This is a genomic window from Acidovorax sp. GW458-11-26-14-TSB4 (assembly GCF_059423865.1).
Window position 1 is genome coordinate 124,390 of record NZ_JBWKYR010000007.1, and the last position, 24,140, is coordinate 148,529.

At 68.8% G+C, this 24,140-nt stretch carries 26 protein-coding genes and 2 riboswitches; of the genes, 11 read left to right on the top strand and 15 right to left on the bottom strand.

Going from position 1 to position 24,140, the window contains the following annotated elements:
- Positions 1-10: 10 nt before the first annotated feature.
- From AC07X5_RS16535 to AC07X5_RS16545, 3 genes are read right to left on the bottom strand one after another with little or no spacing between them, the layout of a single operon-like run.
- Entirely contained in the window at positions 11-880 is an 870-nt protein-coding gene (locus AC07X5_RS16535) for an ABC transporter permease (RefSeq protein ID WP_007849605.1), read from the bottom strand.
- Between the two features lies 1 nt (position 881).
- Complete coding sequence (locus AC07X5_RS16540) at positions 882-1,829, bottom strand: ABC transporter permease (protein ID WP_494771042.1); 948 nt, start codon at positions 1,827-1,829, stop codon at positions 882-884.
- 27 nt (positions 1,830-1,856) lie between these two features.
- Positions 1,857-3,455, bottom strand: a complete 1,599-nt coding sequence (locus AC07X5_RS16545) for an ABC transporter substrate-binding protein (protein WP_494771043.1) — start codon at positions 3,453-3,455, stop codon at positions 1,857-1,859.
- Between the two features lie 114 nt (positions 3,456-3,569).
- Between AC07X5_RS16545 and AC07X5_RS16550 the strand changes: the two genes are divergently transcribed.
- Both AC07X5_RS16550 and AC07X5_RS16555 read left to right on the top strand, forming a co-directional pair.
- Complete coding sequence (locus AC07X5_RS16550) at positions 3,570-3,962, top strand: RidA family protein (protein WP_492228671.1); 393 nt, start codon at positions 3,570-3,572, stop codon at positions 3,960-3,962.
- A complete protein-coding gene (locus AC07X5_RS16555) occupies positions 3,955-4,905 on the top strand; it encodes a sugar kinase (RefSeq protein WP_494771044.1) in 951 nt (316 codons plus the stop codon). The genes AC07X5_RS16550 and AC07X5_RS16555 overlap by 8 nt, the downstream gene beginning before the upstream one ends.
- Before the next feature lie 139 nt (positions 4,906-5,044).
- Here AC07X5_RS16555 and nhaR read toward each other — a convergent pair whose 3' ends face one another.
- Complete coding sequence (nhaR, locus tag AC07X5_RS16560) at positions 5,045-5,941, bottom strand: transcriptional activator NhaR (protein WP_494771045.1); 897 nt, start codon at positions 5,939-5,941, stop codon at positions 5,045-5,047.
- A gap of 155 nt (positions 5,942-6,096) precedes the next feature.
- Here nhaR and AC07X5_RS16565 point away from each other — a divergent pair, with 155 nt between their 5' ends.
- Positions 6,097-6,651 carry an Rrf2 family transcriptional regulator gene (locus tag AC07X5_RS16565; protein ID WP_409959498.1) on the top strand — a complete coding sequence of 185 codons (555 nt, stop codon included), beginning with the start codon at positions 6,097-6,099 and terminating at the stop codon, positions 6,649-6,651.
- Between the two features lie 57 nt (positions 6,652-6,708).
- On the opposite strand, the gene AC07X5_RS16570 is transcribed toward AC07X5_RS16565, so the two are convergent.
- Both AC07X5_RS16570 and AC07X5_RS16575 read right to left on the bottom strand, forming a co-directional pair.
- Positions 6,709-7,122 (bottom strand): VOC family protein, encoded by a 414-nt coding sequence (locus AC07X5_RS16570; RefSeq protein WP_409959500.1) that lies wholly within the window; start codon positions 7,120-7,122, stop codon positions 6,709-6,711.
- A 40-nt stretch (positions 7,123-7,162) separates the two neighbouring features.
- Entirely contained in the window at positions 7,163-7,807 is a 645-nt protein-coding gene (locus AC07X5_RS16575; RefSeq protein ID WP_494771046.1) for a glutathione S-transferase, read from the bottom strand.
- A 147-nt stretch (positions 7,808-7,954) separates the two neighbouring features.
- On the opposite strand from AC07X5_RS16575, the gene AC07X5_RS16580 reads away from it, so the two are divergent.
- The 3 genes from AC07X5_RS16580 (at position 7,955) to AC07X5_RS16590 (ending at position 10,708) form a co-directional block, all read left to right on the top strand.
- Positions 7,955-8,434, top strand: coding sequence for a copper chaperone PCu(A)C (locus tag AC07X5_RS16580; RefSeq protein ID WP_494771047.1), 480 nt, complete (start codon positions 7,955-7,957; stop codon positions 8,432-8,434).
- Positions 8,435-8,522: 88 nt separating this feature from the next.
- Entirely contained in the window at positions 8,523-9,362 is an 840-nt protein-coding gene (locus AC07X5_RS16585; protein WP_494771048.1) for a PhaM family polyhydroxyalkanoate granule multifunctional regulatory protein, read from the top strand.
- Between the two features lie 44 nt (positions 9,363-9,406).
- Positions 9,407-10,708 carry an FIST signal transduction protein gene (locus AC07X5_RS16590; protein ID WP_494771049.1) on the top strand — a complete coding sequence of 434 codons (1,302 nt, stop codon included), beginning with the start codon at positions 9,407-9,409 and terminating at the stop codon, positions 10,706-10,708.
- 34 nt (positions 10,709-10,742) lie between these two features.
- On the opposite strand, the gene AC07X5_RS16595 is transcribed toward AC07X5_RS16590, so the two are convergent.
- Positions 10,743-11,882, bottom strand: coding sequence for a rhodanese-like domain-containing protein (locus tag AC07X5_RS16595; protein WP_494771050.1), 1,140 nt, complete (start codon positions 11,880-11,882; stop codon positions 10,743-10,745).
- 251 nt (positions 11,883-12,133) lie between these two features.
- On the opposite strand from AC07X5_RS16595, the gene sorT reads away from it, so the two are divergent.
- On the top strand, positions 12,134-13,363 hold the full coding sequence (sorT, locus tag AC07X5_RS16600) for a SorT family sulfite dehydrogenase catalytic subunit (protein WP_494771051.1): 1,230 nt from the start codon (positions 12,134-12,136) through the stop codon (positions 13,361-13,363).
- Between the two features lie 13 nt (positions 13,364-13,376).
- Positions 13,377-13,697, top strand: coding sequence for a SorU family sulfite dehydrogenase c-type cytochrome subunit (gene sorU / locus AC07X5_RS16605; RefSeq protein WP_409959514.1), 321 nt, complete (start codon positions 13,377-13,379; stop codon positions 13,695-13,697).
- A gap of 9 nt (positions 13,698-13,706) precedes the next feature.
- Here sorU and AC07X5_RS16610 read toward each other — a convergent pair whose 3' ends face one another.
- From AC07X5_RS16610 to AC07X5_RS16645, 8 genes are all read right to left on the bottom strand, one after another.
- A complete protein-coding gene (locus tag AC07X5_RS16610) occupies positions 13,707-15,020 on the bottom strand; it encodes a D-amino acid dehydrogenase (RefSeq protein WP_494771052.1) in 1,314 nt (437 codons plus the stop codon).
- 106 nt (positions 15,021-15,126) lie between these two features.
- Positions 15,127-15,236, bottom strand: a riboswitch (glycine riboswitch).
- Between the two features lie 5 nt (positions 15,237-15,241).
- Positions 15,242-15,331, bottom strand: a riboswitch (glycine riboswitch).
- Positions 15,332-15,413: 82 nt separating this feature from the next.
- Positions 15,414-15,833 (bottom strand): YXWGXW repeat-containing protein, encoded by a 420-nt coding sequence (locus tag AC07X5_RS16615; protein WP_494771053.1) that lies wholly within the window; start codon positions 15,831-15,833, stop codon positions 15,414-15,416.
- 128 nt (positions 15,834-15,961) lie between these two features.
- Entirely contained in the window at positions 15,962-16,405 is a 444-nt protein-coding gene (locus tag AC07X5_RS16620) for a YXWGXW repeat-containing protein (RefSeq protein ID WP_494771054.1), read from the bottom strand.
- Between the two features lie 147 nt (positions 16,406-16,552).
- On the bottom strand, positions 16,553-16,933 hold the full coding sequence (locus tag AC07X5_RS16625) for a DUF6463 family protein (protein ID WP_494771055.1): 381 nt from the start codon (positions 16,931-16,933) through the stop codon (positions 16,553-16,555).
- 29 nt (positions 16,934-16,962) lie between these two features.
- A complete protein-coding gene (locus AC07X5_RS16630) occupies positions 16,963-18,297 on the bottom strand; it encodes an ABC1 kinase family protein (protein WP_494771056.1) in 1,335 nt (444 codons plus the stop codon).
- Positions 18,294-18,806 carry a DUF2867 domain-containing protein gene (locus tag AC07X5_RS16635; protein WP_494771057.1) on the bottom strand — a complete coding sequence of 171 codons (513 nt, stop codon included), beginning with the start codon at positions 18,804-18,806 and terminating at the stop codon, positions 18,294-18,296. Before AC07X5_RS16635 ends, AC07X5_RS16630 begins: the two co-directional genes overlap by 4 nt.
- On the bottom strand, positions 18,803-19,633 hold the full coding sequence (locus AC07X5_RS16640; protein WP_409956750.1) for a TetR/AcrR family transcriptional regulator: 831 nt from the start codon (positions 19,631-19,633) through the stop codon (positions 18,803-18,805). Before AC07X5_RS16640 ends, AC07X5_RS16635 begins: the two co-directional genes overlap by 4 nt.
- A 107-nt stretch (positions 19,634-19,740) precedes the next feature.
- Positions 19,741-20,484 (bottom strand): helix-turn-helix domain-containing protein, encoded by a 744-nt coding sequence (locus AC07X5_RS16645; RefSeq protein ID WP_494771058.1) that lies wholly within the window; start codon positions 20,482-20,484, stop codon positions 19,741-19,743.
- A 118-nt stretch (positions 20,485-20,602) separates the two neighbouring features.
- On the opposite strand from AC07X5_RS16645, the gene AC07X5_RS16650 reads away from it, so the two are divergent.
- From AC07X5_RS16650 to AC07X5_RS16660, 3 genes are read left to right on the top strand one after another with little or no spacing between them, the layout of a single operon-like run.
- On the top strand, positions 20,603-21,502 hold the full coding sequence (locus AC07X5_RS16650; protein WP_494771059.1) for a hypothetical protein: 900 nt from the start codon (positions 20,603-20,605) through the stop codon (positions 21,500-21,502).
- Positions 21,499-23,478, top strand: a complete 1,980-nt coding sequence (locus AC07X5_RS16655; protein ID WP_494771060.1) for an MFS transporter — start codon at positions 21,499-21,501, stop codon at positions 23,476-23,478. The genes AC07X5_RS16650 and AC07X5_RS16655 overlap by 4 nt, the downstream gene beginning before the upstream one ends.
- Positions 23,478-24,008, top strand: coding sequence for a hypothetical protein (locus AC07X5_RS16660; protein WP_494771061.1), 531 nt, complete (start codon positions 23,478-23,480; stop codon positions 24,006-24,008). Before AC07X5_RS16655 ends, AC07X5_RS16660 begins: the two co-directional genes overlap by 1 nt.
- The last annotated feature ends 132 nt before the right edge of the window (positions 24,009-24,140 follow it).

Consider the following 24,140-nt stretch of genomic DNA (forward strand, 5'->3'; position numbering starts at 1 on the left):
TGAAAGAAGCTCATGCGGCCTTCTTGAGCTTGGGGTCGAGCAGGTCGCGCACGCCGTCGCCCAGCATCTGCAGCGACAGGGCGGTGAACACGATGGCCAGGCCCGGGTAGAGAATGGTCCAGAACGCGCGGTCTGCCGACTCCAGGCTGCCAGCGATCATGGTGCCCCAGGTGGGGATGTCGGGCGGCACGCCCACGCCCAGGAAGGACAGGCCCGCCTCGGCCAGGATGGCATAGGCGAAGATGAAGGTCACCTGCACCAGGATGGGCGAAACCAGGTTGGGCAATATGTGCTTGAGCAGGATGCGCGGTGTGCGCACGCCCAGGGCGCGCGCGGCATCGACGAACAGCAGCTCGCGCAGCACCAGGGTGCTGGCCCGCACCACGCGCGCCACGCGCGGCGTGTAGACGATGACCAGCGCCAGCATCACGTTCCACAGCGAGGCGCCCAGGATGGACACCAGCGCGATGCCCAAGAGGATGTCGGGGAAGGACATCATCGCGTCCACCACGCGCATCAGCGGCGCGTCCAGGCGCCGAAAGAAGCCTGCGAACATGCCCAGCAGCGTGCCGAACAGCACGGCCCCCGCCGCGGTGAGCCCGCCGATCAGCAGCGAATAGCGCGCACCGTGCACGATGCGCAGCATCACGTCGCGCCCCAACTCATCGGTGCCGGCCCAGTGCGCGGCCGAGGGAGCGTTCAGGCGCTCGCTGATCGAGATGGCGTTGGGGTCGGCGTCCGACACCCAGGGGAACACCGTGGCCACCGCGACCACCAGGGCCAGCACGATGGCCGAGGCCAGCACCACCTTGCGTGCGAACAGGCGGCGTGCCAGTGGCAGCCAGTAGTCCTTGAGATTGCGAATCAGGCCTTGCACCATGTCACTTGCCCTCCAGCCGGATGCGTGGGTCGACCAGCGTGTACAGGAAGTCGATGGCCAGGTTGATGAATACATAGATGGCCGCGATGACCAGCAGCGTGCCCTGGATCACCGGGTAGTCGCGGCGCAGCACGGCGCGCACCACCAGGTTGCCTACGCCGGGCAGGTTGAACACGGTCTCGGTCACCACGGTGCCGCCGATCATCAGCGCCAGCGTGAGGCCCAGCACCGTGACGATGGGCACCAGCGCATTGCGCAGCACGTGCTTGACCATCACCGTGCCCTCGGCCAGGCCCTTGGCGCGTGCGGTGCGCACATAGTCTTCGCCCAGGATGTCGAGCATGGAGGCGCGTGTGAAGCGGATGATCAGCGCCGAGTTCAGCAGCCCCAGCACCAGTGCCGGCAGCAGCAGGTGCGACAGGCGCTCGGCCAGCGGCGAGGCCGGGTCGCCATAGCCCGATGCCGGGAACCAGCCGAGCTTGACCGCGAACAGCTGGATCAGGATCAGCCCGAGCCAGAAGCTGGGCACGCTGGCGCCCAGCATGGCCACGCCGCTCAGGGCCTGGTCACCGGGGCTGCCGCGCCAGATGGCGGCCGCCATGCCGCAGGGGATGCCGATCAGTGCCGCGATGCCCACCGCGAACAGCGCCAGGAACAGCGTGGGCTCGGCGCGCTCCAGCAGCGCCTGCGCCACCGGGCGCTGCAGAAAGATGGACTGGCCCAGGTTGCCCTGCAGCAGCTCGCCCACCCACAGCACGAACTGCGTGGGCAGGGGCTTGTCCAGCCCGTACTGCGTGCGCGCCGCGGCAATGTCGGCGGCCGTGGCCTGGTCGCCCAGCAGCAGCGCCACCGGGTCGCCCGAGGCCAGGCGCGTGAGCGCGAACACCAGCACCGCGACGAGGGCCAGCACCACCAGGGCGCCGCCCAGGCGGGTCATCAGAAAACGCATGGCAACGAACCTTCGTGCAGTGGGGGCTTACTTGGCCAGGCCCGTGTTCCAGAAGAACGGCCAGATCGCCGGCGTGTAGCCTTCGAGCTTGGCCGAGCGGGCCGACAGGCTGTTGAACTTGCCCACCTCGATGAAGGGCACCTCGTCGTACACCACCTGCTGCACGGCACCCCACAGCGGCCCGCGCTTGGCGACATTGGTCTCCTGGTTGAAGGCCGTGAGCGTGGCCTTCTTGGCGGGCGAATCCCACCAGCCCGGTGCGCCATCACCCAGTTGCGGCGGCGACAGCATGGGTTCGGGGAACAGGCCCGAGTGCGTGAAGTACACGTCCCACAGCTTGGGGTCGTTGCGCCGCTGCACCAGGGTCGCCCAGTCCACCACCTGCAGCTCGGTCTTGAAGCCTGCCTTCTTGAGCTGCTCGGCCATCACCAGGGCCATGTTGTAGTGGAACTCGTACTGCCGGCTGGCCATGATGCGCACCGGCTGGCCGTTGTAGCCGGCCTTGGCCGCTTGGTCCTTGGCAGCCTGCGGGTTGCGCTCGTTGTACAGCTTGCCGCCCGCATCCGAGTAGTAGGGCGTGCCCTTGGGGAAGAAGTTGGGCTCCACCACGAAGAAGCGGTTGTCGCCAAAGCCCGCTGCCAGCAGCTCGCCCGAGCCCACGGCGGTCTGCACGGCGCGGCGCAGTGGCTGCGCGGCGAGCACACCTTCCTTGGTGTTGAAGACGATGTAGGGGAAGCCGAAGTTCTTGGTCACGATGGGCACCACGGCCGGGGCACCCTTGTCGATGCGGCCCGCAGCTTCCACGGGCAGCAGGTCGGCGTACTGGAACTGGCCCGACAGCGCGCCTTCCACGCGCGTGTTGGCATTGGGCACGGGCACGAAGCGCAGTTCGTCGAGCAGGGCCTCGCGGCGGCCGGCATAGCCGCTCGGGGCCTCCTTGCGGGCGCTGTAGGTGTCGTGGCGCACCAGCACCGTGAACTGGTCGGGGCGGCGCTCCTTGAACTTGTAGGGACCGGTGCCGACGAATTCCTTGAGCTGCGGCGCGATGCTCTCCTTGGCCATGACGGCCGCCATGCCGCTGGGCAGGGCCAGCTGGGCCAGCAGCGGCGCGTAGGGGGCCTTGAGCTTGAGCTCCACCGTCAGCGGGCCCTTGGCGGTGAGCGAGGCCACTTCCTTGCCCACGGCCTTGCCGCGGGGCGACAGCTCCATCCAGCGCTGCAGCGAGGCCACCACGTCCTCGGCATTCAGGTCGCGGCCGTTGTGCAGCTTCACTTCCTTGCGCAGGGCGATGGTGTAGGTCAGCCCGTCCTTCGACACGGTGGGCAGGCCCTCGGCCAGCATGGGCGCCACGGCCCAGTTCGCATCGAAGGTGTACAGCGGCTCGTAGACGTGCTGCATGATGGTGCCGACCAGGTCGGCCGTGCTCACCATGGGGTCCAGCCCCTGGGGCTCGCCGACCATGGCCAGGTTGGCCGCGCCGCCCTTGGCGGGCGCCGCCAGGGCGGGCTGGCCCGATCCCAGGGCCACGAGCACGGCCGCACTGGCGGCCAGGCCCAGAACACTGCGCCTGGCGGCCTGGACAGGCATTCCGGGCGTCAACCAATCGCGGATGGATGAGGATTGCATCGTGGCTCCATAAGTAATAACATTACATTTTTCATCGTAGATTACCCTTTTGTGAAAGTCAAACGGGTTTTTTAGAATGTTTGGTGTAAATAATTTACACAAGGAGTTTGATCCATGAGCCATGTAGAACTGCTGGGCCAATCCCCCATCGCCTCCGACCGCCAGGCGCGGCCCCTGTCGCCCGCCACGCGCGCCGGCGACTTCGTTTTTGTCTCGGGCCAGGTGCCCACGGACGACCAGGGCCAGGTCATCGTCGGCGGCATTGAGGCGCAGACGCGCCAGGTGTTCCAGCGCGTCAAGGACGCCCTGGCCCTGGCCGACTGCACCCTGGCCGATGTGGCCAAGGTCAGCGTCTGGCTGGCCGATGCGCGCGACTTCGGCAGCTTCAACCGCGTCTACATGGAGTGCTTCGGCGATCACCGCCCGGCACGCTCCACCGTGGAGTCGCGCCTCATGATCGACGCCAAGGTCGAGATCGACGTCACTGCCTACAAGCCCCGTGCCTGAACACGCCAACTCCTCTGCGGGCAAGATCTTCGACGTGGCTGCGCTCGGCGAGGCCATGGTCGAGTTCAACCAGGTCCACCCCGGCCAGCCGCAGTACCTGCGTGGCTTTGGTGGCGACACCAGCAACGCAGTGATCGCAGCGGCAAGGGCCGGCGCCCGCACGGCCTACCTCACCCGCATCGGGCAGGACAGCTTCGGCCAGGCCCTCACCACGCTGTGGCGCACCGAGGGGGTGGACACCCGCGCCGTGCAGAGCGACGCCGAACACCCCACCGGCATCTACTTCGTCACGCACGGAGCGAATGGGCACGAGTTCAGCTACCTGCGCGCCGGCTCGGCCGCCAGCCGCATGGCGCCGCAGTGGCTGGCCGGCGAACCTGCGGCTGTGCTGCGCGCCGCGCGCATCCTGCACCTGTCCGGCATTTCGCTGGCCATCTCGCCGCAGGCCTGCGACACCGCCTTCGAGGCCATGCGCCTGGCACGCGAGGCCGGCACCCGGGTGGCCTTCGATTCCAACCTGCGCCTGAAACTCTGGCCGCTGGCGCGCGCCCAGGCCTGCATCGCGCAGGCCGTGTCACTGTGCGACATCTTCCTGCCCAGCCTGGAGGACATGCAGGCCCTGACCGGCCTGTCCGATCCCGATGCCATCGTCGACTGGGGCCACGCGCGTGGCGCCGCCACCGTGGTGCTCAAGCTCGGTGCCGAGGGGGCCCTGGCCAGCGACGGCCAGCGCAGGGAGCGCATCGCCGGCCTGTGCGTGACCCCCGTGGACGCCACGGGGGCGGGCGACTGCTTCTGCGGCAACCTGCTGGCCCGCCTGGCCCAGGGCGATGATGTGTTCACCGCGTCACGCTATGCCAACGCCGCCGCCGCCCTGGCCGTGCAGGGCTATGGCGCCGTGGCGCCGCTGCCGTACGCGTGCCAGGTGCAGGTGGCGGCTTGATGTAAGGGGAGCGTGGCAATAGTCGCAGCGTCAGGAAACTGGCGCGACCTGGGCGAGTGCCCCCGCGCAAGGGCCGCCCCGCCGCGCTGGGGGCGTTCCCCTTTGGGGGAAGACGCGAAGCGGCTCAGGGGGCTACCCATTACGCTGCAAACAGGTCCGAACGCGCTGCCTTGGTGATCGCAGCCACGCAGGGGTGGCTGATGCGCCGCTCCACCGAGATCGCGAAGAACTCCTCCACCAGCTCCCCCGAGCGGCCGATCACCTCCACGCCGAACTGGGCCTGGGTCTCTTCCTCCAGCACCGTGGGCGAGGTGAACACCCCGCGCCCCTCGCGGCCAAAGGCGTTCATGAGCGCACTGTCGTCGAACTCGCCCACCAGGCGCGGCTGCAGCTGGTGCTTGTTGAACCAGTGGTCCAGTTGCTGGCGCACCGAGGATTGGGGGCCCTGGATCAGCATGGGCGCGCCATGCAGGCACCGGGGAAACGGCCCGTCAAGCTGGCGGCGCAGCGCCGGCGCGCAGAAAAAGCTCATGCCGCTGCTGCCCAGGCCGTGGTTGAAGGCCTTGACGCCGATCTTCTTCGAGACCGGCTCGTCCGCCAGAACCAGGTCCAGCCGGTTCAGGCTCAACTGCGCCACCAGCTCGGCGAACTTGCCTTCGTGGCAGGTCATGTGCACCTGCTCGGCCAGGCCCAGGGCCGGTTCCAGCAGGTGGTAGGCCACCGACTTGGCCACCGAGTCCGCCACCCCCACGCGGAATTCGAGCGGACGCGACTGCCCGCGCGCCAGGCGGATGGATTTTTCGAGCTCGTCCCCCAGCGCAAAGATCTGCTCGGCATAGCCCAGCGCCACCCGGCCTTCGCTGGTCAGCTCCAGGCCCCGGCCGCGCTTCTTGAACAGGTCATGCCCGAGCCATTCCTCCAGCTGCTTGATCTGGCCCGACAGTGTCTGCGGCGTGGTGTTGAGCTGCTCCCCGGCGCGCATGATGCCGCCCGCCTTGGCCGTGGTCCAGAAGTAGCGCAGGTGCTTGAAATTCATGGCATTCCAATACTTCGTAAAAAACGAAGAAAAAATCTCAATAAATCGAATATACGCGAAGTGTCAATGTCCCTACAGTACCTACATGGACAGATCGCGCCACGCCCATTCCGGGCACCGAAACCTGGCCATGCAACGTTCACAAGGAGTCAATGATGCGCATCACTACACGAGGCCAGCTCGCCGTTTCGGCCATGACCGATCTCGCGCTGCGCCAACAAATGCGTCCTGTGGCACTGTCGACCATCAGTGCACGCCAGGGCACTTCGTTGTCCTACCTGGAGCAGCTGTTCAGCGCGCTGCGGCGCGCCGGGCTGGTGGACAGCACGCGCGGCCCTGGCGGCGGCTACACGCTGGCGCGCCGCGCGGACCAGGTGTCCGTGGCCGACATCATCCTGGCGGTGGAAAACCTCAAGGGCGATGACACCCAGAGCCTGGCCCAGGGCCAGGCGGCGCAGATGAAGGCCATGACGGGCGAGCTGTGGATCACCTTCAACAGCCGGGTGATGGAGTACCTGCAGTCCGTGACCCTGGCGGAACTGGTGACGCAGGAGCTGGCCCGGGGCGTGGTCGTGGAGTCCGGCGAGCCCGCGCCGCAGCAGCGCGCCCGTGCCGTGCCCAGCGCCAAGCCCAAGCCACGCCTGGCAGGACTGGGTGTGCCCAACTCGGTGTTCGCACTGGGAAGCATGCCGCTGATGCAGCGGCGCTGACGTGGGACAGGGGCGGCCAGGCCGCCCCGGTTGCCCGGTGCCTGGGGAGGTGGCGGCCTATGCCGCGTACACCTGCTCCATGGACTTGAAGCCCTTCATCTCGATCGGGTTGCCGCTCGGGTCGTAGAAGAACATCGTCCACTGCTCGCCGGGCTCGCCCTCGAAGCGCACCTGCGGCGCCAGAACGAACTGCGTGCCGGCCGCCTTCAGGCGCTCGGCCACGGCCTTCCAGGCGGGCAGTTCGAGGATGGCGCCGAAGTGCGGCATGGGCACCAGGTGCTCGCCCACATGGCCGGTGGCGGCGCTGGTGAACGGCGTGCCCAGGTGCAGCGAGATCTGGTGGCCGAAGAAGTCGAAATCGACCCAGGTGTCGGTGCTGCGGCCTTCGCGGCAACCCAGCACGCCGCCATAGAAGCGGCGGGCTGCGTCGAGGTCGGTGACGTTGAAGGCAAGGTGGAAAAGGCTGTGCATCGGCGCAGGATAGCAGCCGATACGCACCCCTTTGGCGACGTCAGCCTTTCGGCCTGCCGAGCATTTCGGCGGTGTTGGTCTTGCGGTCGGCATTCACGCGCGCCACGTGGGGGCGCTCGTTCATGCGGGTGAGGTACTCGCGCACCGGCAGGTCGGCAAGGAAGTCGCGGCCGTAGATGATCTTGGTGGCCGAGGACACCAGCGGCAGGTGCACGATGGCCGCGCAGTCCGCTGCGGTGAAGCTGTCGCCACCGATGTAGGGGGCGAACTTCGTGAGCTGGGCGAAGGCTGCAATGTTCTTCGCCAGTTGCGCGCCGACCTTCTCGCGCGCCGCCTCGCTCACCGTGCCGCCGAAGAAGGCCTGCGGGTAGAGGTTGCGTGCCACCAGCTCCAGGTGCAGCTCCATGAAGGTGATCAACTCGCGCACCTTGCCGGCGGCCAGCGGGTCGGCCGGAATCAGCGGGTGCGCGGGGTAGGCCGACTCGATGTAGTCGGCGATCACGGCCGACTCGCACAGCGTGCCGTTCGGCGTGCGCAGGTAGGGCACCTTGCCGAGCGGGCTGGCGCTGCGGTCGGTCTCGCCGATCCAGGCCAGTTCCTCCTCGAAGGGCACGCCCTTTTCGAGCAGCGCGAGCTTGACCTTGTTGTAGTAGTTGCTGGCTGAAAAGCCGCAGAGGGTGAGCATGGGGTGGTCTCCTTCCAGTGTCCTTTCTGTGGATATTAGGGGCGTGGCAGACTGCGCCGCGTCGCGCAGATGACGCAAGGCGCCATCCTGAATGGGTTTGCGATCCCTGGTGCGCGGCCCTCTTTCCCGTTTTCAGGAGTTTCCCCCATGACGTTCCGTACAAGTACCCTTGCCGGCCTGGCACTGTCGACCCTTTTTGCAGGTGCTGCGTGGGCCCAGGCCCCCGCCGCAGTAAAGGTCGATGGCGCCTGGGCCCGCGCCAGCGTGCCCGGCCAGAAGGGCACCGGCGCCTTCATGACGCTCACCGCGCCGCAGGGTGCCCGCCTGGTGGCGGCCTCGTCCCCCGCCGCTGGCGTGACCGAGGTGCACGAGATGAAGCTCGACGGCGACGTGATGCGCATGCGTGCCGTGCCGGTGCTGGAACTGCCGGCCGGCAAGCCCGTGGAACTCAAGCCAGGCGGCTACCACGTCATGCTGCTGGACCTCAAGGCGCCCCTGGCCAAGGACAGCACTGTGCCGCTCACCCTGACCTTCAAGGACGCCAAGGGCACGGAAAGCCGGCTCGACCTGACCGTGCCCGTGGCCGCCCAGGCGCCGGCTGCCCCTGCGCATGGGCACAAACACTGAGGCGCGAGGACCCTGCCCGCCATCGCCAGCGGCCACCCATTGGGGTAAGCTGTCAGGAGAGATCCCCCACCCATCTTGCGGAGCGGCCATGAGCGACACATCCAATTTCGGTTTCGGCAAATTCGTCCCCGGTTTCGATTTCCTGCAGAGCTTGGCCAAGGGGGCGACCAACAGCATTCCGCAATTGCCCAACCTGTCCAACTGGGTGGCGCCGACCATCAGCGTCGAAGAGCTGGACAAGCGCATCGAGGAGCTCAAGGCCGTGCAGTTCTGGCTGGAGCAGAACTCGCGCGCACTGGCCGCCACCATCCAGGCGCTGGAGGTGCAGAAGATGACCCTGGCCACCTTGAAGGGCATGAACTTCAGCATGGGCGACGTGGCCAATGCCTTCAAGCTCAAGACGGCCGACACCGTGATGAGCGGTGTGCAGAAGGCCGCTGACACCGTGAGCGGTGCGGCCGAGGCCGTGGCCGGCGCCGCCGCCCGCGTCACGGGCCGCGCGAAGGAAGAGGAAGAACAGGACGACGATGCCGAGCCCGAGGAGGCACCTGCCAAGGCCGCGGCCCCCAAGGCGAAGAAGGGCGGCAAGGCCGCCGCTGCGGCGCCCGAGGCTTCGGTGGTCGACCCGCTGCAATGGTGGGGCGCACTCACCGGCCAGTTCCAGCAGATCGCCGCCAATGCCATGAAGGACGCTGCCAAGCAGACCGCCCTCGATACCACCAAGAACATGGCCACCGGCCTGGCCAAGGAGGCCATCAAGACGGCCACCGGCATGGCCAGCCAATTCGCCGCCAAGGGCATGAAAACCGTGTCGGGCACGCGCAAGCCCGCGGCCGCGAAGAAGGCCCCCACCGCCAAACCCGCCGCCAAGGCACGCAAGACCACCCCGGCCGCGGCCAAGCGCGCGCCGCGCAAACGCACTGGTTGAAGCACCCCGGCCGGGTCTTGTGCCCCGGCCTGCGAGAACGCACCATGACACTCTTTCCCAGTGGCCACGCCACCCATCCCCAGTGGCGCATGGCGGCGGCATTGGTCCTGGCGCAACTGCGCGCGCAGATGGCGCTGCCCCAGTACGCGGGCAGCCCCACGCTGGGGCTGCTCTACATCACCGACCACTACGCCAGCGAGGCCCAGGCCCTGCTGGACTTCCTGGCCAGCGAACTGCCCGAGGTGACGGACTGGAGCGGCACCGTCGGGGTGGGGGTGTCCGCCAACAACGCCGAGTATTTCGACGAGCCCGCGCTGTCGGTGATGCTGCTCGACCTGCCGGCCGACCAGTACCGGGTGTTCTCGGGCGTGGCACCGCTGCAGCGCCACCCCGCCAGTGGCTTTGTCGCCCACACGGCCCTGGTGCATGCCGATGGGCATGTGCCCGAGCTCGCCGAGTTGCTGGACGAGATGGCCGCTCGCACCGAATCCGGCTACCTGTTCGGCGGCCTGAGCGCGAGCCGGGGCGCGGACGTGCAGTTCGCCATTGCCGGCGACGGCAACATGGCCGGACAGGGCGGCGCCAGCGGCGTCTTCGATGGCGGCCTGTCCGGCGTGGCCTTCGGCCGTGGCGTGGCCCTGGTTTCGCGCGTCACGCAGGGCTGCCAGCCCGTGGGGCCTCTGCGCAGCGTGACCGCTGCGCACGAGAACGTGGTGCTGCAGCTCGACGGCGAACCCGCGCTCGATGTGCTGCTCGACACGCTGGAGGTATCGCTCGACGGCGATCCGCAGCCCGCGCTGCGCAAGGTGCGCGCCACACTGGCCGGGCTGGTGGATGCCGGGGCGCAGCCCCGGGGCCTGCAGCGCACGGGCCATTTCGGCACCGACACGCGCGTGCGCCACATCGTGGGGCTCGACGGAGCGCGCCGCGGCGTGGCCCTCGCTGACAAGGTGGAGCCCGGCATGCACCTGGCGTTCTGCCAGCGCAACGCGGCGGCGGCGCGTGCCGACCTGATGCGCATCTGTGCCGAGATCCGCGAAGAGCTGGAACCCGAGGAACTGGAGCCCGCGTCGCTGGGGGCGGGCCATGCCGGAGCAGCGGCAGCCCCTGCGCCCGGAACGGGCGCCCCAGGCCGGGCGGCGACGCTGCCCGGGCGGCGCATCCGCGGCGCCATCTACGTCAGCTGTTCAGGCCGTGGCGGCCCGCATTTCGGCGGCCCCAGTGCCGAACTGCAGATCGTGCGGCATGCGCTGGGCGACGTGCCGCTGGTCGGCTTTTTCGCGGGGGGCGAGATCGCCCACCACCACCTGTACGGCTACACCGGCGTGCTCACGGTCTTCACCTGACCGCGCGCAGGCAGGCGCCGCAGGCATGGCTGCTTCAACCGGCCGGCCCGTTGCTTTCCGTGGGCAGGCCATCGGCATCCCACTCCGGCAGGCCGCCGCGCAGCCAGTACACCGTCTTGTAGCCCTTGGAGGCAGCCACCTTGGCTGCCTTGTACGACTTCCAGCACTCGGCCCCGTTGCAGGCAAAGATCACGGGCTTGTTGCGGTCCACCTTTTCCAGCGCCTGGAAGTCGTCCTGCGCGGCGTTGAAGGCCACGTCCTTGAGGCTCTTTTCCCCGTAGGCGGCGAGCACGGCGCCACGGATGCGCTTGGTCTTGAATTCCTTCTCTGTGCGGGTGTCGACCACCACCGCGCCTTCGGCCTGCAGCTTTTGCGCCTCGCGTGCCGTGATGCGGCTCACCCCGGGCAGGCTGTTGGGCGTGAACAGGCCGAGTTCGGCCACGCGGCGGTACTCGCCCGCCTCGGGCTTGAGCGCCACGGTACCCAGGCCGGCAGCACTGGAGCCGTTGCCGAACCATTGCGCCAGGCGTGTCTTCACGTCGGCGGGCAGATCTTTCTTCACGGCGATGGAAAAGCCGCCCGGAACGGGCTGCGAGGTGGCCAACACGCGTGCGTCGCTCTTGTGGGTGGCGGTCCATTCGGCCCATTCGTCGGCACGCACCACGGTGGCATCGGTCGTGCCTAGCACCAGGGCGCTCAGGCCCGCCTGCGGCAGCTTTTCGTGCTGCACGCCCTTGAGGTCCTGGAACGACAGGCCGGCCTCGTTGAGCATGCCCCGCGCCATGTAGGTGTAGATCGAGTCCTGCTGGGGCAGGTACAGACGGCGACCCTTCATCGCCCCGACATTGGCTACCGAGCCCGCAGCCACGAGCACGTACTGCTCCGACTTCTGCGTGGCGCCCACCAGCTCGTAGCCGCGCTGCAGGGCCGAGGCGGCCACCTGGGCGGGGCCGATGAACACGTCGTAGCCCGCACTGCGCGTGGCCCGCATCACGTCGGCCAGGTCTTCGCTGGTGGCCACGGTGGCGGGCTGCCCGGCGGCCTTGGACAGGCCCGACTCGAAGCTGCTGCGCAGGATGGTGTTCGCCGCTTTCTTCGCGGTGGGCTCCACCGCGACGATCGCGGTGAGCTGCTGCGCCTGCACGATCGAAGAAGCGGCAAGGGCGCAAAACAAGGCAAGAGTGGATGGCAGAAACGCAGGGCGGTACATGGCTTCTCCTCGTGGAGTCTGTGAACCCATGTCAAATATGCACCAACGCGCTACGAAGGTCACGTTACCGGTGCGTCTGTTGCCATTTCTTACACGTGCCCTGCAAAACCCTGAGGGCAAATCAGGGCGCTCCCTCCAGAATCTGCAGAGGGCAGGCCCAGGGCATGCCCGCTTTTTCGCCAGTCCATCAACCCCCACCGGAGGAGAACGCGTCCATGTCCCATCCCGCTACCTTGCCCCGCCGCCAGATGCTTGCCGGCAGCGCCGCAGCGCTCAGTGCGTTGGGATTCGCTGCCCTGGGCAAGGGGGCGCATGCGCAGTCTGCGCCCGCACCGGCGGCCGCGGCGCCAGCGGCCAAGCCCCTGCCGTCCTATGTCGCCTGGAAGAATCCCGACGCGCTCATCGTGCACAGCAGCAGCACGCTGGAGACGCGGCGCTCGGTCTTCGGCACCAGCGTTGTCACGCCCGCGAGCCAGCTCTACATCCGCAACAACCTGCCTGCGCCGGATGCCGCTGTCGTGGCCGACCGTGACGGCTGGAGCGTGTCCATCGAAGGGGTGAAGAATCCGCGCGCGCTCACCGTGGCCGAACTCAAGACCCTGGGGTTGGAGACCGTGACCACCGTGCTGCAATGCTCGGGCAACGGGCGCGGCTTTTTCCCAAGCAAGCCCAGCGGCACGCCCTGGACCGTGGGCGCGGCCGGCTGCGTGGTGTGGAGCGGCGTGCCCTTGCGCAACGTGGTGGCCGCACTGGGCGGGCTGGCCAGCGGTGCGGCCTACCTCACGGGCACCGGCGGCGAGAAATTGCCCGAGGGCGTGGACCCGCTCACCGTGGTGGTCGAGCGCTCGGTGCCCGTCAAGGCACTGGACGATGCCATCCTGGCATGGGAGATGAATGGCGAGCCCATGCCGCTGGCGCATGGGGGCCCGCTGCGGCTCATCGTGCCGGGCTACCAGGGCGTGAACAACATCAAGTACGTCAAGCGCGTGGCCTTCGGTGCCGAGCAGTCGCAGGCGCGCATCATGTCGCACGGCTACCGCATGTCGCCCCCGGGCACCAAGGCTGGCCCGGACCAGCCCTCGGTCTGGGAGATGACGACGAAATCCTGGATCAACGGCCCGCTGCCCGAGCAAGGCACGCTCAAGGCCGGCCTGGTGCAGGTGCACGGCGTGGCCTTCGGCGGCACGCGCGGCATCAAGGGCGTGGACGTCTCGGTGGACGGCGGCAAGACCTGGCAGGCCGCGCAGCTCATCGGGCCCGACCTGGGCCGCTTTGCCTGGCGCCAGTTCGTGCTGCCGGTGCGCCTGGCGGCCGGCTCGCATGAGCTGCTCAGCCGTGCCACCGACACCGCCGGCAACGTGCAACCCGAGCAGCGCGAGGAAAACCTGGGTGGCTACAACAACGCGAGCTGGCGCGACCACGGCGTGACCGTGGTGGTCGCTTGAGGCGGTGCGCACCTTGCGCACCGCCGCCGCTGCCGGGTTGCTGGCGCTGGCCGCCTGCGGCGCCTGGGCCGCGGATGCCGGCGAACTAGCGCGCGGCAAGGAACTGTTCAGCAAGGTCCAGCCCGCCTGCGCCGTGTGCCACACGCTGCAGGCCGCAGGGGCCGAGGGGCAGATCGGCCCCGCACTGGACGAGCTCAAGCCCAATGCCGAGCGCGTGCTGCGCGCCCTGAAGGCGGGCATCGGCATCATGCCGTCCTACGCCGACAAGCTCAGCGACAAGGACATGCGGGCACTGGCCAGCTTTGTCGCTCAGGCCTCGGGCGCCGCGCCCTAGGCGCGTTGCTCAGGCCTTCGACGCCGCAGGGAACAGGCCGGCCGTGCTGCGTTGGGGCATGCCCGTGAAGGCGAAGTCCAGCTCGGGCGCCAGCCCGCTCACGATGCGTGCCACCGACTTGCCCGAGCCGCAGGCATGCGTCCAGCCCAGCGTGCCATGGCCGGTGTTGAGGAACAGGTTGGCCAGTTTCGTCTTGCCGATCAGCGGCACATTGCTCGGCGTGGCCGGGCGCAGGCCGGTCCAGAACTGGGCCTGGCTGGCATCGCCGGCGCCCGGGAACAGCTGCTCCACGCGGCGCACGATGGCCTCGCAGCGCACCTGGTTCAGGTCGCGCTGGTAGCCATTGAGCTCGGCCGTGCCGGCGATGCGCAGGCGGTCGCCGCGCTCGCTGGTGTAGCGCGAAAACACCAGCTTGTACTCGTCGTCCGTGAGGCTCACCTGGTAGGCCATGCTTGCATCCTTGACCGGCATGGTCACCGAATAGCCCTTGGCCGGGTAGATGGGCAGGCGGATGCCCAGCGGCTGCGCTAGCAGCGGGCTGAACGAGCCCATTGCGAGCACGAAGGCATCGCCGTGCACGCGCTCGAAGCGGCCTTCGGCGTTGGTCACTTCCACATGGTCGATGCGCCCGCCGGCCTCGCGCAGCGCTGTGATGTGGTGGCCCAGGCGGAACTGCACGCCCGCCGCCTCGCACAGGCGCGCCAGCTCGCGCGTGAAGGCATTGGCATCGCCCGATTCGTCCTCGGCCGTGTAGGTGGCCCCCGCCAGTTGCGGGCGGATGTGGGCCAGTGCGGGTTCGATGCGCACGGCCTCGTCGGCGCTCACCACCTGGCGTTCGCATCCCAGGGCGCGCATCTGCTCGGCCGGCGCCAGGGCGCCGTCGAACTCCTTCTGGCTGGTGTAGAAGTGCAGGATGCCCTGCGTGCGCTGCTCGTAGGCGATGCCCGTGGCGGCGCGCAGTTGCTGCAGCGTGTCTCGGCTGTAGGTGCCCAGGCGCACGATCTGCTCGATGTTGTGGCGCGTGCGTGCCGGCGTGCAGTTGCGCAGGAAGGACAGGCCCCAGAGCCACTGGCGCATGTCGGCGCGCAGGCGGAACAGCAAGGGGGCATCTTCCTTGCCCAGCCACTGCAGCACCTTGAGCGGGGCGCTCGGGTTGGCCCACGGCTCGGCGTGGCTCACCGAGATCTGGCCGCCATTGGCAAAACTGGTTTCCGCGCCGGGCGCACCCTGGCGGTCGATGACGGTCACCTCATGGCCGAGCTGTTGCAGGAAATAGGCCGAAGTCACGCCGAGCAGGCCGGCACCAAGAACGATCACACGCATTTGAAAGCCTTTGAAAGGGCAATCACCGGGCGGCGGCGCGTGTGCAGCACGGCGCCGGAGCGCAATGTCCGGAGCACGCAGCAGGCACGACGCATGTCGCCCGGCTGCCGCTCCCCCTGTCCTTGGTACCTGAGAGATTCACCGCGGGCCCCTCATGGGCTGCGGCTTGCTCCTTCGGTGCGCTGCATGGTGCAGCGGCTCTCCAGACGGCCTTGATGATGATGGATGGTGCAGTACGGGACCTGAGCGTGCATGGGAGTTTGCGCCTTCGGTGAGATGGCTGTCGCCACCTGCTCTCCTGCGGTGTCCATTCTAGGGCGCAGAAAGACGAACGCCGCAGCTAATGTGCGGCGTTCGTTGCTGATAAAAGGCCAGGCGCTGGCCCGTCAGGCGTCAGTTGCGGCGGGGGTTGTCAGGGTTGCTGTCGCGGCGGTTCGACACACCATCGCCATCGCGGTCCCTGTCGTTGCGGTTGGAAATGCCGTCACCGTCACGGTCCCAGCCGCCACGGCGCATTTCCCAGCGGCCATCACGTTCTTGCCAGGTGGGCTGGCGGTAGGCATAGCCGGGGCGGGCCTTGACCCAGTGGCCGGCCACCCACACATGGCGCCCGCCACGCCAGTCCCAGTGGCCTTCTTCCCAGACCATGCCGCGGCGCGGGGCAGGCACCGCTTCACGGCGGGGTGGGGGTGGGGCGGGGATCACCTGGCCGGACTGGATCACCACCGTCTGTGCAACGGCCACAGGGGCAAAGCTGCCCAGGGCCAGCGTGCTGGCGATCAGGGCGGCGGCGGAAATGGTTTTGTAGGTCATGAGTGACTCCTTTTTCAATGTTGTGGTTTCGCCTCTGTATGGTGGCGAGGCCGGGGCGCGGGGTCTGTAGGCGCCGCGCCTCGCCGCCTGTAGGCGTGTGGGGCCGCTCTCGGCGGCCTCGGCCACCATCAGTTGCGATACGGGTTGTCCGGGCGGCGGTCGTGGCGGTTGGGCACGCCGTCACCATCGCGGTCCCAGCCGCCGGGGCGCATGTAGTGGCGGCCGCCACGCTCTTCCCAGCGCGGCTCGCGGTAGTAGTAGCCCGGGCGGGCCTTCACCCAGTGGCCGCCGATCCATACGTGGCGGCCACCACGCCACTCCCAGTGGCCGGGCACCCAGGCCATGCCGCGGCGGTGGGGCGGCACGGCCTCGTAGCGGGGCGGTGGGGGCGCGTGGTGGTATTGCACGGGCACGACCTGCAGAGGGGCGAGCGCAGGGCGTTGCACGGGGGGGTGGTACGAGGGGGCGCCGGTCTGGATGACGACGGTGGCACTGGGCGATGCCAGCGCCGGGGCAGCAGCGCCCAGCGACAGCAAGGCCAGGGAAGCGGCGGCGAGGGCAATACGGGCCATGAAGGTCTCCTTGCAAATGATTCCTTGCGGAACCGGAGCCTTGATCGTGGTCGCTTTGCGTCAAGCCGGTGTAGTGGCGGTGCGAAGAGTTGTAAGCGGGTGTTGCTGCGGGCCGGCCTGCGCACCCAAAGCGTGATTTATGTCACATCAGCGCACGAGCAAGGCCAGGGCCGGCGGCAGCACCAGCCAGAAGCCAGATACCGGCATCAGCACCACGCCGGCTGCCACCAGGGCCAGCAGGCACCAGCCCATGGGCCGCAGCGCTACGGCCGGCTGGCTGCGTTCGAGTGCCGTCACCTCCCAGGCCAACAGGGCCAGCACGGCGCCGAACAGCAGGAACCAGATGGCGTTGCCGATGTGTACATCGCCGGCCACGGCGTTGAACACGCCACGTTGCCACAGCAGTTGCCACTGCGGCGCGAACAGGATGGCGGCCACCACCGTGTGCAGCAGAGCCACGGCCAGCAGCCAGCGGCCTTTCCAGGGGCGGGTGGCCAGCAGGGCAAGGGAGGGAGGCAGGGTGTGCATGGAGTTCTCCTGGGAGGTGGGATGGGGGGTCAGCCGATCCAGTGCCCGGCCCGGGTGTGCACCTGGGCCCGGATCTCGGTCAGCAGGTGCATGAGCCCGAGCCAGGCGCGTTCGAACGCCGGCAGCTCCGGCGGCACGGCAGCCAGGTGCCGGGCCAGCACCTTCTGCTGCGCCGCCACCGGTGCGGGCGGCCGGCTCTTGCCGGCGAAGTCGAAGACCGGCTGCGTGAAGGGCTCGACCTGCCAGGCCTGCGTGATCGAGAGGGCGGGCACCAGCTCACTGGTGAAGGTGGCGAGGTCCATCGACGCACCGACCAGCCCCAGCGCACCATAGGCCTGCAGCACGTCCCGGCTGCGCTCGGTCGATGCGGGCTGCAGCAGTGCACGCCAGGCCTGCAGCACCCCGCTGCGGAATGCGGGCGACAGCTCGCGCGTGCATCCGAAATCGAGCACGCCGAGCCGCCCGTCGGGCAGGAACAGGAAGTTGCCCGGGTGCAGGTCCGCATGCATGTGACCGAGGCCGAAGGTGCAGTGCATGAACCAGTCCCAGAGCAACTGGCCGGCCTGGTTGCGTGCGGCCTGCGGGGGCTCGCTGCGCAGCCATTCGCCCAGGTGCAGGCCCGGCAGGTACTGCTGGGTGAGCACCTGCGCACGGGTGTGCGAGGCGATGGGCCGCGGCAGCACGATGCCGGGCAGCGCCGCATGCTCGGCGAACCACTGCAGCTGGCGGGCTTCGTGCAGGTAGTCCACCTCGTGCCGCAGCGTGCGCTCGATTTCCTCCAGCACCCGCTCCACCACCACATCGTCGGGCAGTGGCAGGTCGCTGTGCGCCAGGGCGCGCAGGCTGGTGCGCAAGAGGCGCATGTCCGAGGCGATGGTGGCGGCAATGCCCGGGTACTGCACCTTGACCGCCACGGCCCCATGCCCCGCCAGTTCGGCGCGGTGCACCTGGCCCAGGCTGGCCGCGGCAAAGGCCTGGGGCTCGAAGCGGGTGAACAGGGCCTCGGGCTCTTGCCCGAAGGACTGGCGGAACACCCGGCCCACCAGCGCGCGGTTGAGCGGCGTGGCCTGGTGGCAGGCGCGCGCCAACTCGCGCCGCACGCCCTCGGGCAGAAAGCTGCTGTCCATGCTCAGGATCTGCGAGACCTTGAGGGCGGTGCCGCGCAGCTGCCCCATGGCCTGGAACAGGATGCGGCCCATGGCCGCTTCGTGGCGGGCCTGGGCATCGGCCTTGGCTGCCTCGTCGGCGGCGGCGGGACGCATGCGTTCGCCCAGCCGGGCCAGGCCCAGGCGCGCGGCCGCCACACCGGTGATGGTGCCGCGCGCCAGGGCGCCGGTGCGCGGGGCCTTGGTGCCGCGCGTCATGCCCGTGCCAGCATGGCCCGCACGATGCGGCGGTGGAATGGCGCCACCACGGCCATATAGGCATGGCCCAGCGGGTTGTGGATGTGCACCACCGTGCCCAGGGCCAGCACGGCCTGCCCACCCTGCATGCGCTTGTGCAGCGAGACCTGCACATCGAGGTGCTTGTCGTCCTGGCCCATCACCACCTCGCGGTCCGACAGGTGGCGGATCTCGAAGATGCCCACCCGGTCGCCCACGCGGTAGCCGCTGGCGTCGCGCCGCGTGCCATCGTTCAACTGGCCCAGGCCCTTGAGCCCGACCAGGCGCACCAGGCGGTTGCGCAGCGCCATCAGCGCCCGCGTCCAGCCCGGCGTGCGGGCCACCACGTCGAGCCACGATTGCAGCGCGCTGTGGCCGGGCGCAGGGTCGGCGGTTTCATAGCAGTCGGCGAACTGGGCGCCGGGCAGGCGGGCTTCGATCACGCTGCCGGTGGGCAGTGGCGTGGCGCGGATGGTGCGTCGCATGCTCATGGCGCGGCCTTGCGGGTACGGGGCTTGCGGGCGGCTTTGGCTTTCGGCTCGGCGGGGGTGGGCTCGGGCGCCTGCGGCCTGCGCGGCCGGCCCGCCGCGGCGCCGTCGCCCAGCGAGGCCTTGGCCATGCGCAGCACGCCGATGAGCCCGCTGCCATGCTGCATGAAGCGCGCCATCTGGCTGCGCAGCACGAAGCCGCCCAACTGCAGCATGCGGTTGACCAGGCCCGCGCGCAGCGCGGTAACCAGCACCCCAAGCGACAGATCTACCAGTTGCGTGGTCTCTGCGAATTCGTCCGAGGTGTCGGCCAGCCAGTAGGCCACCACGCCGGCCAGGTAGTCGCCGAACAGGCCGCTGGCCACGCCCTTGAAGTCGCAGGGCTCGATCTCGCCACTGTCCTCGGCCGCGGTGAGGAAGTCCGCCACGGCCTCGCGCAGCGCCTGGCGCGAGGCCAGGGGCTCGGCCCACATGGACAGGGGCGAGCGCCTGGCCAGGGCCATCACCTCGGCCACGAACTCGCGGTCGGGCAGCAGGCGTTCGAGCAGCGCATCGGCCAGGCGCTGCAGCTTTTCCTGCAGCCCATAGTCCGCCAGGCCCGGCGTGGCCAGGGTGTCTTCCAGCGCACCGCGCACGGCCTCGTCCACAAAGCCCAGCACCACGCGGTCCTTGGTGGGGAAGTACTTGTAGATGGTGGCGTCGCCAATGCCCGCCGCGCGCGCGATGTCCTTCATCGTCGTGCCGTCGAAGCCCTGGCGCGTCATCAGATCGACTGCGCTGGCCACGATCTGGCGGCGCGTCGCATCCTGCTGTTGGCGGGTGGTTTTCATTTGCTATCTTTAAATTCAATGAATTTGTAATTTAAAGAATAGTAAATTTTGTTTAAAGCGTCAAGCAGGCACAGCGCCGCCTGGCATACCGAGACGCCAGCGCATGTTCAGGAGAGGCCTTGGCGTCGCATTCCGGTGAAGGCCTCGAACTCCCAGCTGCGCAGCGCCAGCAGCAGGGTGTAGCCCTCGAGTTCGCGCGGCGGCAGCTTCTGGTCCGCCAGATGCTGCTGGGCAAAGTCCTGGGCCACGCGCTGCATGCGTTCCATGAAGGCCGGGGCCAGGCTGCGGCTGATGGTGCCGTGCACCAGCAGCACGCCTTCGCCCGCGCCGTCAAAGCCGCCCGCGAAGTAGTCGAGCAGCGCGTGCTCGCGGAAGTAGTTCATCACAGGCCCGTGTGGGCGCCAGCGGAAGGTCTTGGCCAGCTTCAGGCGGTAGCGGTTGAGCGGGCGCAGCTCGATGATGCCGATGCGGTCGAGCTGGGCCAGGTACTTGATGCCCTCGGCCTCGGAGAGGCGGTAGGTGCTGGTCACCTGCTCCAGCGTCCACTGGCTGAGCACGCAGATGGCCATCAGCAGCAGGCGCTTGTCGGCCACCACGGCCTTTTCCTGCTCCTGTGTCAACTCCTTGAGCAGGGGCTGGCTCTCGGCCACGCGGCGTGCCAGGTCGGCAAAGTCCAGCGCCAGCGCGCGGCAGATCGCGTCGATGCGCGACAGCGGCATGTCCCCCTTGGCCAGCATGCGCTTGACGCTGGACTCCGCCATGCCCAGCTGCTGCGCGAGGTCGGCGTAGGTCATCTGCGCGGTCTTGAGTTCCTTCTTGAGGGCGGTGACGAGGTCGGCGGTGGTGCTCATGGGTATCGATTATCGGTACCTGTGGTGCATTTGGCAGCCCTTTGCACAGATTTCGGTACCGATTTCGCCCTCGGCATTCCCACACTGCGCCCCACCAACCACTCCCGGAACCCGAACCATGCCACTGCCAATTCCTCCCCGCGCCACGGGCCCGTCACGCCTGGAGGCCGCACTGCTGCTCGCTGCCGGCGCGCTGCTGGCGCTGGCCGTGTTCGGCCCGGTGCTGCACGACAGCGCCCACCAGCACGGCTTTGCCGACCAGCGCACGCTGCTGGGCATTCCCAGCGCCCTGGACGTGCTGAGCAACCTCCCGTTCGCCATGGCCGGGGCCCTGGGCCTGGCGTGGCTGGCCCGGCTGCCGTCGGGAGCCGTGGATGGCGTGTCGCGCGCCTTGGCGGGCCTGTTCTTCGCCGGCCTGGTCTGCACCGCAGCGGGCTCGGCCTTCTACCATTGGCGCCCCAGCGACTTCGGCCTGATGTGGGACCGGCTGGGCATGGTGCTGCCGTTCGCGGGCCTGCTCGGGCTGGCGGCGGCGGGCCGCGTTAGCCAGCGTGCCGGCATTGCCACTGCGGGGGCCGTGCTGCTGGGCGGCACGCTGGCCGTGCTGTGGTGGGCGCTGTCGGGCAACGTGTTGCCCTGGGCCGTGGTACAGCTGGGCGGAATGCTGGTGGTGCTGGCGCTGGCCATGCTGCCGCGACGGGGTGGCGCTCTGGCCGTGCACCTGGGCGCGGTGATCGCCTTCTATGGCGTGGCCAAGCTGTTCGAGGCGGCCGACCATGCGGTCCTGGAGGCCACGGGCCAATGGGTGTCGGGCCACAGCCTCAAGCACCTGGCCGCCGCCGCAGCGGCGCTGCCGGTGCTGTCCGCCCTGGCGGGCCTGCTGCCACGCAACGCGGGCCATGGCCCTGTCGCCACAACCGGGCAGAATGGCGCCCAGCACCGGTCCGCAAGCAGGCCGATCACCGCGCCCGAAATGCCGTTCCTGCAAACCAAGATGCCAACGAGGAGAGACGCATGAGCACCGAGACCCCTTCTGCGGGCGCACGCCCCCTGCACGGCAGCCCCGGCGCCCAGGGCAGCCACGCAGGCCATGGCGGCCACGAGGATCCCAACCAATTCGCCCTGCTGCGCCAGCGCCGCTTCGCGCCCTTCTTCTGGACGCAGTTCTCGGGTGCCGCCAACGACAACCTGTTCAAGTTCGCCTTCACGGTGATGGTGACCTACCAGCTCAGCGTGGGCTGGCTGCCGCCAGCGATGGCCGGGCTGGTGATCGGTGCGCTGTTCATCCTGCCGTTTTTGCTGTTCTCGGCCACCTCGGGCCAGCTCACCGACAAGTACGACAAGACGAAGATGATCCGCTTCGTGAAGAACCTGGAGATCGCCATCATGCTGGTGGCGGCCGTGGGCTTCGTGGCGGGCAACGTGCCCATCCTGCTCCTGTGCACCTTCCTCATGGGCATGCACTCCACGCTGTTCGGGCCGGTGAAATTCGCCTACCTCCCCCAGGTGCTGACCGAGCGGGAGCTCACGGGCGGCAATGGCATGGTGGAGATGGGTACCTTCGTCGCCATCCTGCTGGGCAACGTGGCCGGCGGCCTGCTGGTGGCCCTGCCGGGCATCGGCCACACCACGGTGGCGATTGCCTGCGTGGCGCTGGCCCTGGTCGGGCGCCTGGTGGCCCAGGCCATTCCTTCGGCACCGGCCACCGACCCGGGCCTGGTGATCAACTGGAACCCCATCACCGAGACCTGGCGCAACCTCAAGCTGGCGCACGGCAACATCGTGGTCTTCCGCTCGCTGCTGGGCATCAGCTGGATGTGGTTCTTCGGCGCGGTGTTCCTGTCGCAGTTCCCCAGCCTCGCCAAGGAGGTGCTGCACGGCAACGAGCAGGTGGCCTCGCTGCTGCTGGTGGTGTTCTCGGTGGGCATCGGCATCGGCTCGCTGCTGTGCGAGGTGCTTTCGCGCCGCCATGTCGAGATCGGCCTGGTGCCGTTGGGCGCCATCGGCATGAGCGTGTTCTCCATCGACCTGTACTTCGCCGCGCGCAGCCTGCCGCCCGCGGAGATCATGGGCCTCGGTGCCTTCCTGGCCCAGGCGCCGCACTGGCGCGTGATGCTCGACCTGGCGCTGCTCAGCCTGTTCGCCGGCCTGTACAGCGTGCCCATGTACGCGCTGATCCAGATGCGCAGCCAGCCTACGCACCGCGCGCGCATCATCGCCGCCAACAACATCCTGAACGCGTTGTTCATGATCGCCAGCTCGCTGATCGCCGGCGCCCTGCTGGGCGCAGGCTTCACCGTGCCGCAGATCTTCTTGTTCACCGGCCTGGCCAACGCCGTGGTGGCGTTCTACATCTTCATGCTGGTGCCCGAATACCTGCTGCGCTTCGTGGCCTGGGTCTCTTCGCGCTTTGTCTACCGTTTCAAGGTGCAGGGCGACGAGAACCTGCCCACCACGGGTGCGGCCATCCTGGCCTGCAACCACGTGAGCTTCATCGACGCCGTGCTGCTCATGGCGGCCAGCCCGCGACCCATCTACTTCGTGATGGACCACCGCATCTTCCGCGTGCCCGTGCTCGGCTGGCTGTTCCGCCTGGCCAAGGTCATCCCGATTGCGCCCTACAAGGAAGACCCCGCCACCTACGAAGCCGCCTTCGAGCGCGCAAACCAGGTGCTGCGCGAGGGCGACCTGCTGGCCATCTTCCCCGAAGGCGGCATCACCAAGGATGGGCAGCTGCAGGAGTTCAAGGGCGGCATCATGAAGATCCTCGACCGCGCGCGCGACGAGGGCATCCACGCCCCCGTGATCCCCATGGCGCTGACCAATCTCTGGGGCTCGTACTTCAGCCGCATCGAACAGGGCGGTGCCATGGTGCGGCCCTTCCGCCGCGGCTTCTACAGCCGGGTGGGGCTCAACGTGGGCCCGGCGGTGCCAGCCTCCGAAGTGCAGCCCGCATCCCTGCGCTCGCGCGTGGCCGATCTGCTGGCCGCCTGATGCAGGGCACCGAAAGCCACCTGGAGATGCAGGAGCGGGTCGTGCTGGCGCGCCGCATCATGGCTTTCCTGCATGAAGTCGGGCTGGCGGTGAGCGAGGCCGCGGTGCCTGCCGACAGCTTCCTGCCCGGCCTGCGCATCGTGCAGGGTGGTTTGCGGGTGGACCTGGAACGCTTGCGTTGGCCGGGTGATCTGCTGCACGAAGCGGGGCACCTGGCCGTGGTGCCTGCCGCACTGCGCGGCGGCATGGGCGATGCGCTGGCCGAACTGCCCCCCGTGCCGCACGGGGGCGAGATCGAGGCCACGGTGTGGGCCTGGGCAGCCCTGCAGCACCTGCGGCTGCCGTCCGCCGTGCTGTTCCACGACGGTGGCTACCACGGCCAATCCGCGGGCCTGCGCACCACCTTCGAGCTGGGCGTGTACCCGGGTTTGCCAGGGCTCGTCGCGGCGGGGCTCACCGCATCGCCTGGGCAGGCCGCCGCCCTGGGCGTGGTGCCTTACCCGCACATGCTGGCCTGGCTGCGAGCTTGAAGTGAAACACCCCCTGAGGCGCTTCGCGCCTTCCCCCCTCTCTCTCCTCGCTGCGCGAGTCGGGAGGGGGACACCCCCAGTGCGGCGGGGCGGCCCTTGCACGGGGGCACTGGCCTTGGCCACGCCAGTTTC